At 43.1% G+C, this 11600-nt stretch carries 4 protein-coding genes; all 4 read right to left on the bottom strand.

The genetic code is table 11. From position 1 onward, the window contains the following. Positions 1 to 1684: condensation domain-containing protein (locus E4635_RS07510; RefSeq protein WP_246020718.1), on the bottom strand; the 1684-nt coding region annotated here is incomplete at its 3' end. 18 nt (positions 1685 to 1702) lie between these two features. Beyond that, positions 1703 to 4276, bottom strand: coding sequence for a non-ribosomal peptide synthetase (locus tag E4635_RS07505; protein ID WP_135526013.1), 2574 nt, complete (start codon positions 4274 to 4276; stop codon positions 1703 to 1705). A gap of 1 nt (position 4277) precedes the next feature. Further along, positions 4278 to 5636 carry an aminotransferase family protein gene (locus E4635_RS07500; protein ID WP_135526012.1) on the bottom strand — a complete coding sequence of 453 codons (1359 nt, stop codon included), beginning with the start codon at positions 5634 to 5636 and terminating at the stop codon, positions 4278 to 4280. Between the two features lie 142 nt (positions 5637 to 5778). Beyond that, positions 5779 to 11580, bottom strand: coding sequence for a non-ribosomal peptide synthetase (locus E4635_RS07495; protein WP_135526011.1), 5802 nt, complete (start codon positions 11578 to 11580; stop codon positions 5779 to 5781). Between the last annotated feature and the right edge of the window lie 20 nt (positions 11581 to 11600).

The raw sequence follows: 11600 nt of genomic DNA, 5'->3' as shown, positions 1-11600 counted from the left end.
AATATGAACCGAAAACATACGCTGCCTTTTCAGGGTTTTTGGCCACTTGCAATTGGAACAAATCCAGGATTGTGGCAGAAGATTCTTCAAAAGGAGCCGGAGTGTACAGACGCAATAGGTCGGAGCGTTCGGCAGCAGTCAGGTACTCAATATTTTCTATTTTTTCATTTGGTTTTTCTACTATTTGTGCGGCAAACTGTTTGAAATGAACGATTAGTTTTTCAATCATTCCCCTTTCGTATACATCGGTATTGAAATTGATATCGAAAAACAAATGATGGCCCACTTTACTGAAAATAATGGCCAGGTCCACTTTAGATACAATCATCCCCAAATCAAAGATGCGTTCCACTTTATCGGCATCGGCCACAAAATCTTCAGCATTGGCCTGGGTTTCGGGAAATCCGATGATGACATCGAATATGGCACTTCTTGATGGATTCCTGAGCAAGTTTAAATCTTCGGTAAGCAAATCAAAAGGGTATTGCTGGAAATTGAAGCTTTCCAACGTATTGGATTTCACTTGGTTAAACAAAGCGTCAAAACTCTGGGAAGGGTCAATAGCGTTCCTCAGCGGCAGCGTATTGATATAAAAACCTACCTGGTCGTCCAGGTCGATATGGTCCCGGCCGGCAATCGGAGCTCCGATGACAATATCTTTTTGGTGGGTATATTTCTGCAACAATGCATTCCAAACGGCTAAAAGCCCGATGTACAAGCTTCCCCCGTTTTTTTTGCAATAGGATTCCAATTTCTTGGTGGTTTCCGCAGAAACATAGGAACCCAGTTTGTAGCCGTTGTAGGTTTTGGTTTTAGGCCTGGTTTTTTCACTTGGCAAGTCCAGCAATGGAAGCTCACCGGCAAATTTTTCCTTCCAGAAGGTTTTGTGTTTCTCAAAAGCGCCGTTGCGGATCTGTTCTTGTTGCCAGGCTGCATAATCTTTGTAATGTATCCTGAGTTCCGGTAAGTCCGGATTGGTTCCTTGGCGGAAAGCATCGTAAAAAGCGAAGGTGTCGCGGAACAATATTTCCATAGACCAGGCATCGCCGATGATGTGGTGGATGTTGAAATACAAAATGCATTTCTCTTCCGAAATCTTGTATATGGCCACCCTGAACAGCGGTCCGTTTTCCAGGTCAAAAGGCTGGAATTCATCTGCTTCGATGGAAGATTTTGCTATTGCCAATCCTTCCGGATTTTCACTTACATCTACATAATCCACTTTAAAATTGATCTCTGAACCGGACAAAACCCATTGGCGGATTTCTTCTTTTTCGTTTTTACGGAATACGGTCCTTAATATCTCATGCCTTTCTATTAAAGCGTCGATGGCTTTTTTGAAATTATCGATATCGTAATTCTGATCCAGCTCAAAATGGGACGGAATATTATAAGCTACGGCACCTTTTTCGAAATGATTCAGGATCCACAACCGGCGCTGGGAAGACGAGAGTTCGTAATTTTCCTGCTCTTCAAGCCTTGGGATATTCAGTTTCAGCTCATTGTCTATGCTGTTTTTCTCCTGGGACAGCAAATAGTTTTCAAGCTCCGTTTTGTGGCTTCTGATTTCATTCAATAATTCTGCGCTTATAGAACCGTTGTCTTTTGTATATACTTTAAGTTTTCCTTCTTCAAGTTTCAACAACAACTTATTTTCTATTATTTTCTTTATAATATTCTCCATACAATTATGCTATTTTTTTTAAATATCCAACTCGAACAAATTCTCTTCCTTGATAGATTCCTGTTCGGTCAGGAATAATATTTCCAACCCTAAACTGCCTATGGTTGGCTTGTTAAAAAAGGATTTGAAATCTACTTTTATCCCAAATTCGTTACTCACCTTATTAAATACCCTCATGGCCATCAGGCTGTTTCCTCCTAAAGCGAAAAAGTCGTCATGGATCCCTATTTTTTCCTTATTCAGGATTTCTTTCCAGATGGTTACCAGTTTTTCTTCGATTTCGTTGCTTGGAGGCGTGTATTCGCTTTTAACCAGGTCTTTGTCTGTTATTTCCGGCAATCGTTTTTTATCGATTTTCCCGTTTGCGGTTACTGGGAAACTGTTCATGTGTACATAGGCCGATGGAAGCATATAAGATGGCAATGCCTTTAACAGTTCTTCTTCAAAAATAGCAGTATCTATTTCAGTATCAGCTACATAATACAATGCAATGATTTGTTGGTCCGTGTATGCGATAGCTTTGGCATTTTTAACCTGCGGAAGACCTGATGCGATGTTTTCGATAGCGTCCAATTCGATCCTGTAACCCAAAATCTTGACTTGGTTGTCATTCCGGCCCAGGAATTCCAGAGTCCCGTCCGAGAGGAACCGGCCTGAATCACCTGTTTTATAAATCCTCTCTAAAGAAGTGATACCCTCCATAGGGCCTTTCAGGAAAGCTTCGTCGGTTCTTTTCCCGTCGTTGAAATAACCGCGGCCAACGCAAGGCCCTGCCAGCAATATTTCGCCTTTGACACCAAGAGGCACCCTGTTTTTATGTTCGTCAACAATATGGATTTCCACATTTTGGATAATCGCCTTCATCACCGGGACAGAATGATACTCCGGAACTTCCGTCATCACATAATGGGAAATGTCGTCTGAAACTTCTGTGGCCCCATATGTATTCACGATAGGCACCGCAGGATACAAATCCAGCCATCTTTTGACCATTGCCTTGGTAAGGGTTTCGGCATTCAAGATGATAATGTCCAGTGCCAATGGGATAGTATTGTCTTCATTTTCCAATTCATGGAGCATTTCCAGCAAATAAGACGGCACCAATTCCAGTAGGGTAATTTTGTCTTCAGCCATTTTATGGACAAGCTGGTTCACGTTCAGGACAACTTCATCATCATAAATGACACTTGTGCCACCGGCCACTAACGGAGCGAAAAACTGCCATACGGAAATATCAAATGTGTGCGGGGCGTTTTGGGCAACAATACTGTTATTGTGAATGCCCATCTCCTGTATTTTGGCTCCGATATGGTTCAGCATCCCGAAATGTTCAATCATGGCTCCTTTGGGTTTGCCGGTCGAACCGCTGGTGTAAATGACATACGCCAGATCTTTGGAAGAAACGGTTACGGGAACCGGGGTATCCGATAGGGCGCCTAGCATTGGAAGCAGTGTGCTAAGATCAATAACCGCCACGTTGTGGGATAATCTCGACAATTGTTCCAAAACCTCGGTACTATCTGTAATGACCGCTTTCAGGTTGGAATTTTCAATAATATGCAAAAGTGCTTCGTCTGAAAGATTGGTGGCCATCGGCACGTAGGCGCTTCCGGCTTTCCAGACAGACAGGATTCCTTTTACCATGTTAACGGACCTGGAGAGCATCATCCCGAAAAGCATGTCTTTTCCGGTTTGGAAAGAGTCCTGGATATACCTTCCCAATTGATTGGTTTGTGCATCCAACTCGGTATAGGTAATGGTTTTAGAGCCATTTACTATCGCAATTTTATCTTTTTGCCTTGCGCATTGTTCCTGCAGCAATTCGAGGATGTTTTTATCAAGCGGGAAATCGTTTTTCGGTTGGTTGATTTCTTCCAGAATATGGTTTTCACGGCTTCCCCTAAAAGCTAAAGTAGCTATGGCCCCGTACGTATTCTGAAGCACTTCGTGGAACAATACATTGAAATTTTCCCCGAAAACCTCCAACAGGCCGGCGTCGTACATTTCGCCTTTGATACTGATTTCCAGATAAGGAGACTCGTTTTTCAAATCGAAATCGAATACTGTTTTAACAATTGCCGGCACCTCCTCATTGGTACTGTTGACAAGGAGCCCAAAAGGTTCGTTTTTTTGGAAACTTTCAAAATCCAGGAAAGAATCTTCAAAAGTGCCGAGGTCAAAAGCATATTCGATAGATTTTAGAAGGGTTTCCTTCTGGGAAGAGAAAATCTCTTTAAAGCTTTGCGTGCTCTCTACAAGCGGCTTCAGCACAAAAAGTCCTTTGCTTTCCCGGGAACCTTCAAATTGATTGACCGGAGACAGGAAAGAAAAATTTTCTTCGTATTTGGATACGAGTATGCTTAGCGCGCTGCAATAAAAATTATACAACAGGACATCGGAACCATTGCAAAGCCCTTCCGCTTTTTTTACATCTTCCGTGCTCAGGAAGATTTTCCTTTTCGTTACGGTATTTTCATTTTTCAGATGGGTTCCTCCAAAAAATGAAGCCGAATTTGAATTTGGGTTTTCTGATAAAAACGCATGCCAAAATTCTTCAATCCTGGCTTTTTTAAGGCTGATTTCTTTTTCCATATTATACGGTTTCTCTTTTAAGTTCTACTGTAACAGCTTCTAATGATGTCTTGATTGCTGTGATGATTTCATCCAATTGTTCTTCGTTTACGGTAAGTGGAGGTGTAATCAGGATGTGGTCTCCCGAAACTCCATCTACAGAACCTTTGCCCGGATAGAGGACCACGCCGTTTTCGATGGATTTCTCCCCAATTCTTTTTGAAATATTCATGCCCGGGTCAAAAGGCTGCTTGGTGATTTTGTCCTGAACGAGTTCGATTCCGCATTGCAATCCTACTCCCCTGACATCACCTACGATGTCAAATTCCTGCAGGGATTCTAATTTCTTGAGGAAAAGCGCACCCATCTTTTTCGAGTTTTCGATCAGTTGTTCCCTTTCCAATATATCCATGACAATGTTGCCGGCAGCAGCGCCAACAGGGTTACATGCAAAAGTATGCCCGCCTAAAAATGCGGTTTTGGAATCTACGAAGGGAGCTGTTACTTTTTCTGAAGCGATGACGGCCGACAATGGAAAATACCCTCCGCTTATACCTTTCCCGGCAGCAATGATGTCCGGAACCACACCGAAATTGTTAATCCCGAAATGTTCCCCGGTACGGCCAAATCCAGAAAGGATCTCATCCGAAATGAACAGGATGCCATACTTGCGACAAATGGCGTGCATCCCTGTAAAATATCCCTTTGGCGGAGGCACAGCTCCCATTGCGGCAGCAATGACCGGCTCGGCGATAAAAGCGGCAACGGTGTCCGGCCCCGTTTCTATAATTGTGTTTTCAAATTCCTGCAGCAGGCTTTCCACATATTCGTTTTCGGTAAGCCCGGCAGGCCTTCTGTAATTATAGGCCGGAGAGATGTGTGGGAAATTGTTGAGCCATTTGCTGTAGAGTTCGCGGCGGGCTTTCATCCCTCCTATATCGAGCATGAAAACAGAATTCCCGTGGTAGGTATTCCATCTTGAAATAATTTTATACCTTCCGAATTCCCCTTTTAACTGATGGTATTGCAGGGCTAGTTTCACGGCATTTTCTACCGCTTCCGTCCCGCTCATTACTGTCCAGGCTTTGCTAAACCCTTCCGGGGCAAAATCAACAAGGCGCTGCAGGTAAAGCTCTACTGTTTCAGAATTGAAAGCGTGGGTAGGCAATACCGATACTTTAGAAATCTGCTGGCTGATTGCCTCTACAACTTCTTGTCTTCCGTGGCCAATATTGGAAACCGAGGAAGAACCCGATGATCCGTCTAAATATCTTTTCCCATTGGCATCAAAAAGATAAATTCCTTTGCCATATTGAATTTTAGGATAGTTTTTGTTCATATCGGGACAAACAGCCATGGATTGAATTAATGGTTTGATCATGATTAATGTTTTTTGGTTATATAATTATGACTTTCCTTCTCCCGTCTTTACTGACTCATGAAGGTATAATCGCGTGCAAAATGATGGTAAGTTTTACCGGGAATGAGCGACTTGTAATACGGCCGCTTCCGGGATAATGAGTTTAGAAATTTTCCTGGTACAGATCTGCAATGGGATCCGCCAATGCCTCTACATAAGTGATCTGCCCTAAAGCCTGTTCTTGGTTTGAAGCAAACTGCTCTGCTACTTTCAGGAAGTGTGTGGCAATATTTTGGACATATCTCCTGTCAAACCATTCCGGGTTATACTGCAAGGCTACTTTTAGCGCTGATTCCGAAGGACTTACAATGACATTGAAATCATAATTAGTCTGTTCAAAGGCACTTATCGCCTCCACAACCATAGACGGGTCCGGGCTATTGTTTGCCATCGTTTCCGAAGCCGCAAAATTTTCAAACGCTATTATAGAAGTGATCAATTGGGTTCCGAGCGGGCTTTGCAATTGCACATCCGACAAGCTTATATAATGGTGCGGCGTACTCTCGAGGGCTTCTGCATGAAGTTTGCGTAGGAAGGTTTTTACGGAATCTCCTTTTGTATGGGATACCCTTACTGGTATGGTGTTGGTAAATAACCCCACCATCTGTTCCACACCCGGCAATTCTCCCGGACGGCCTGAAACTACCGAACCAAAAACCGCTTCGTTGCGATTATTATAACTGGAGAGCAAGTAACCCCAAACACCTTGGACAAATATATTTTGCGTAATCCCTAATTCCCGGCATTGTTTTTTTATATTTTGATATAGTGCTCCGTCCATCTGGAAAGACACTTCAGCTGTTCCTGTTTCCAAGGTTTTTTTAGAATGCCTGAAAGGTATTGTTGTAGCAGAATGTACCCCTTGCAGGTATTTTTTCCAATATGTTAGCGTATCCTGCTGGTCGATTCCTGACAGCCATTTGATATATTCTGCATATTTTACCGGCGCCGGAAGCTGTAGGTCCTGATTTTCTGTCACCGAAGCCAGGATCGCATTGAAATCATTAATCAGGATACTCATGCACCAGCCATCCATCAGGATATGGTGATGGCTCCATATGAAAGCATACCTTCCGTTTTCCAGGGCTACAACCTTTAATCGCATCAGGGACGGTTTTTCAAAATCAAATCCTTTTGCCCGGTCTTCTTCTTTTATTTTGTCCAGGATCGCTTCTGCGGATACCCGGTTGCTTTCGGTTATTTCCTCCAATGAAAAATGCCCTTCCACTTCTTTATGGACAATCTGCAAAGGTACATCGCCCAAATCATTTGTAAAGGAAGTACGCAATATGGAATACCTGGAAATCAATCCGTTGTATGCTTTTCGGACCGCTTCAACAGATAACTCCGGGGCATTGATGATGTAGGTTGACTGTTCAAAATACATCGAACTCGAAGGATCCATAAGCCATTGGAAATAAAAACCTTGCTGCAAAGGCGACAATTCATACACATCCTCGATATTGTTTTCCTTGGCTAAATCCGATACGGTAGCATAATCCAGTTTTTTGTACGTCAGGTCAGAAGGCGTAAGGCGGTTTTTTTGGATGGCCGCTAATTCTCCTATCAGGTTCTGCAATTGTTTTTCATAGGAAGACACCAGTTTTTGTACCGTTTCTTTCCTGAAATACCCCGTGGCATACTTGATGGAAATATGAAGCTGGCCAGAGACCATCATTCCCACAATATCAAACAGGACATCGCTTTGTTTATTTTCTGTACCGATGACGGAACCGATGCTTTCTGACGTAAATTCAAATAAAGGATTTTCCTCATTTCCTCCGGCTCCGTGGCCAAAATCACCCAGGTAATTAAACTGGATGTTTGGAACCATCGGATTTTCGAAAGGTTTTTCCAGGTAATTCAAAACTCCGTACCCGATACCTTTGTTGGGAATTTTACGTAGTGATTCTTTAACCGAAACCAGCTCATGTCCAGCTGCATTGGAAAGATCCAGGACGAATGGGTATACACTGGTAAACCAGCCTATTGTCCTTCCGGTGTCTATGCCTTCCAGTATTTCCTCACGGCCGTGGCCTTCCATCCTTATTACGGTTTTTTCTATGGCGAAAACTTCCCGGATAGCAAGCCCCAAACCGGTAAGCAATACGTCATTGATTTCTGAATTATACGCATGGTGTACCTGGGTTTGCAGTTTTTGGGTCATGGCAGCATCCAATACTAAAGAAGCCGATGCATCCATTGCCGGATAACTGTTGGCAGGTTGTTGGTCCGTAGGCAATACCATTATATTTTGATGGGTGATCTCTTCCCAATACATTCTTTCCTTTTGCATTTTCCCGCTGTTGGCATGGGCTTTCAAAAGAGTAGACCACCGTTGGTAAGAATCTGTTTTATACGCTAACTTATACTCATGTCCTGATGCAATTGCGGTATACAGCTGTGTTAGGTCTTCTAATAGTATCCGCCAGGAAACACCGTCAACCAATAAATGATGGATAACCAGGGCGAGGCGGTCTCCGTCTGACATCCTGATGTGGCCTATGCGGAAAAGCGCTCCGGAAGTCAGGTCAAAGCCTGATTGCAATGTTTCTCCTGCTCTTTGCAATGCTTCCAATTCGTTAGCTTCCTGCCGCAGGTCGTAAAACGTGATTTCATAACGGGCTTTCGAAGCATCCTGGTTGTATTGGCTCCAGGCATTTTCCTTATACTTGTAAGTCATCCGTAGTGCGTCATGGTGGAGCACCAATGCTGCTATGGAAGCTTCCAAAACCGAAGGATCGATCTGCTCTCGGCTTTTCAGTACTACCGATTGATTGAAATGGTTTTTGTTGGTTATGAGTCCGTTTGCAAAGAAATCCTGTTGGATTGGAGTCAGCGGCACTTCTCCTTCCACCACAGCCTGATCGGCAACAACATCGTTAGATTGTATCAATTTTGCCAGTTCCTCGATAAGTGGGTTCCGTAGGATTTGTTCCACTTTTACTACATATCCTTGCTGCTTCAAGCGGGAAACCACCTGGATAGATTTAATCGAATCCCCTCCCAGATGGAAGAAATTATCCTTGATCCCGATTGGGTCATGCTTGAGTACTTCGGACCAAATGGAAACCAGTAATTTTTCCTCTTCTGATCGTGGAGCGATATATTCAGCCTTGATCAGGTCTTTGGCTTCCACATCCAGCAAGGCTTTCTTATCGGCTTTGCCGTTTGAGGTTAAAGGGATCGCCTCTAACTGGACATAATAACCCGGAACCATATAATCCGGTAAAACCTGGCTCAATGCGTTTTGCAAAGTCTTTTTATCCAGTTGCTTTTCGGCTGCATAATAGGCAACCAAGTACTTTTCGTTTTCCTTTTCTTTGACCACAACAACCGCTTGCTTGATATGCTCCTGGTTCAGGATCAGCTGCTCGATTTCTCCTAATTCTATCCGGAAACCTTTGATTTTTACCTGATCGTCGATCCTTCCGAAATATTCGATTTCGCCATTGGGCAGCCAACAGGCCAAATCACCCGATTTATATAGTTTTTCTCCTTCGATGAACGGACTTTCGATAATTTTATCTTCGGTAAGGTCCTTTCTGTTCAGGTAACCGTTTGTCAGTCCTTTGCCTGCAATGTAGATTTCCCCTTTTACCCCTATTGGGCAAAGCGATTTATTTTCATTTGCAATATAAATGGCGGTATTGGCAATAGGTTTTCCGATGAGGATGCGGGAATCTGTTTGTTCTATTTCCTTTACGATACAGCCTACGGTCGTTTCAGTTGGGCCATATTCGTTATAGATGCGGATTTCCGGGTTGATTCCTTTGAGTATGTCTATATGGTGTTTTAGCAATTGTTCGCCTCCGCAGATGACCCTCCTGATGGTTGTCTCTTTGATTTCCAATTCCTTTACAAGTGAAATATGGGAAGGCGTTAGTTTTAAAGTGTCGATTTCCGGGTTGGCAAAAGCATCGGATAACATTTCACTGATATTTTTCTCAAAATCCCCCAGCCATAATTTCTTCCCTCGGGTCAAGCTCGTAAAAAGCGCAGTTACTGTCAAATCGAATGAAATGGAAGTGATTAGGCCCCAATTCCCAACGTTTGGAGTTTCGAAATAATACTCATTTGCCCATTGGATGTAATTCAATAAACTGCCATGGCTGATCGTGCAACCTTTAGGATTTCCGGTAGAACCCGAAGTATAAATGCAGTAAACCAAATCTTCCGGGTTGATGGCGACCGGATGGTCTTTCCATTGCTCTGTATAAATCTGCGCATCATGAGGATTCACGTGTGTGGCTCCTGTAGTATGGGCCGCCCCGTTTTCCGGATCGCAGACTAAAACACTGCAATTGGATTCTTTTAAAATGTAATCTATTCTTTCTTTTGGGTATTTGCTATCGACTGGGATGTAGTACGCGCCGGCTTTGATAATCCCTAAAATACTGATGACAAACCAATCTGTGCCTTCGCCTACAACACAAACAGCATCACCTTTCCTGACATTGTGGTTCTCGATAAGGTAATTCCTGAACTGGTCTGATTTTTTATGGAGCCCGGCGTAATCCAGTTCCAAACCATTCGCAAACAGGGCTATGTTTTTGGGGAAAGCCTGGGCTTGTTCTTCAATTATAGGTATAATGGATCCAGCTGCTGCAAATTTCCGGTCAGTGGTGTTGGATTTTTCGATAATCTCTTTTTCCAGAAGGCTTATTTCCGGATTTGAGGCCTGGAACAAGTCTAGGTATTTTGCCCGGATTTGCCTAGATACAATAGTAATATCGGTTGTATTGAGGCAGGCCTGGTTGTAATACAGTTCGACGGAAATGCTGTTGCCGTTATCAATACAGGAAATTTTCAGGTCAAAAAGGTCTTCTGTTGAAAACAATTCTGCAACATGGAAAGCTTGCAAGTATTCGGAGCTTACAGAAGGTAGGTCTATAAATTCAAAGCCGTAATTGAAATACCGTAGCGGTTCGGAAACTGCCGATTCTTTTCTGTTTAACGTAAAAAAATCTGTCCATTCCGAAGCGTCCTGCCTTTGGGTTTCTATTTCTTTGACTCTTTCGGCAAGGCTTTTTCCGTCCTGTTTGCCGATGGCCAGAGGAATAGATTTCGAAACCAATCCTAACGTATGCTCCAATTCATCATAATCCCTTTTGAAATCAGAAACCCCAACGGTTACCTCATTCTCGGAAAACAATTGCAGGTATTGTACAAAATGGGACAGGAAAACCGTTTTGGCCTCGCAGTCATTACCGGTACAAAAATCTTTGATTTTGGCATATTCCGCGCCATCTATGGTAAGGATATGTTTTTTTACAGGCTGGAATGATTTTGCCTTTTCCGAAAACGGGAACAACGCTTCCGATGTATGATAACTGGCATTTTTCCAGAAAACAATGGCTTCCCTTTCCGGTTTGCTGATCAGGTCATTTTGCCAGGCACTGTAATTGATATAATCGATTTTATCCTGGCCTTCTTCCGGGTTGTTTTTCCCGCCCGACAGGATTTTGCCTAACTGGTTGCAGAGGTAAAAACAGCTGTAGATATCCCCGAAAACCGCATACAGGCGTACTGCCAAAGATGTCAGTTTCCCGGATTCCTTCACCAGGCAAAACCTTGCTGGATTATTTACGGAAGGATCGTACGGATAATCCAGTACCGCATCCACTTCCTTTATCGTGCCTTCGATTTCCTTCCAATCAATGTCGGAAGTATCCGATTCGATCTGGAAAGGATAATTGAAATTGGCATGATGGATCAGGTTGTATCTTAAAATAGTATTGGCATCGGTTACTGTTTGTATCGCATGAAGGACCTCCCTTACAGACCAATCCTTTTTTATTTCCAAAATAATCTGGTTGTAATAAAGCCCTGTCTGGTTTTTAGAAATGCTCCAAAGGTTCTTTTGGTTTTCTGATAATTCGTAACCTCCGATATTGTTGATCATACTATGTTTTTTTAGGTATT

It is taken from the genome of Flavobacterium humi, from assembly GCF_004745595.1.
Taxonomy (GTDB): Bacteria; Bacteroidota; Bacteroidia; order Flavobacteriales; family Flavobacteriaceae; genus Flavobacterium; species Flavobacterium humi.
This window is presented reverse-complemented; position numbering and strand designations above follow the sequence as displayed.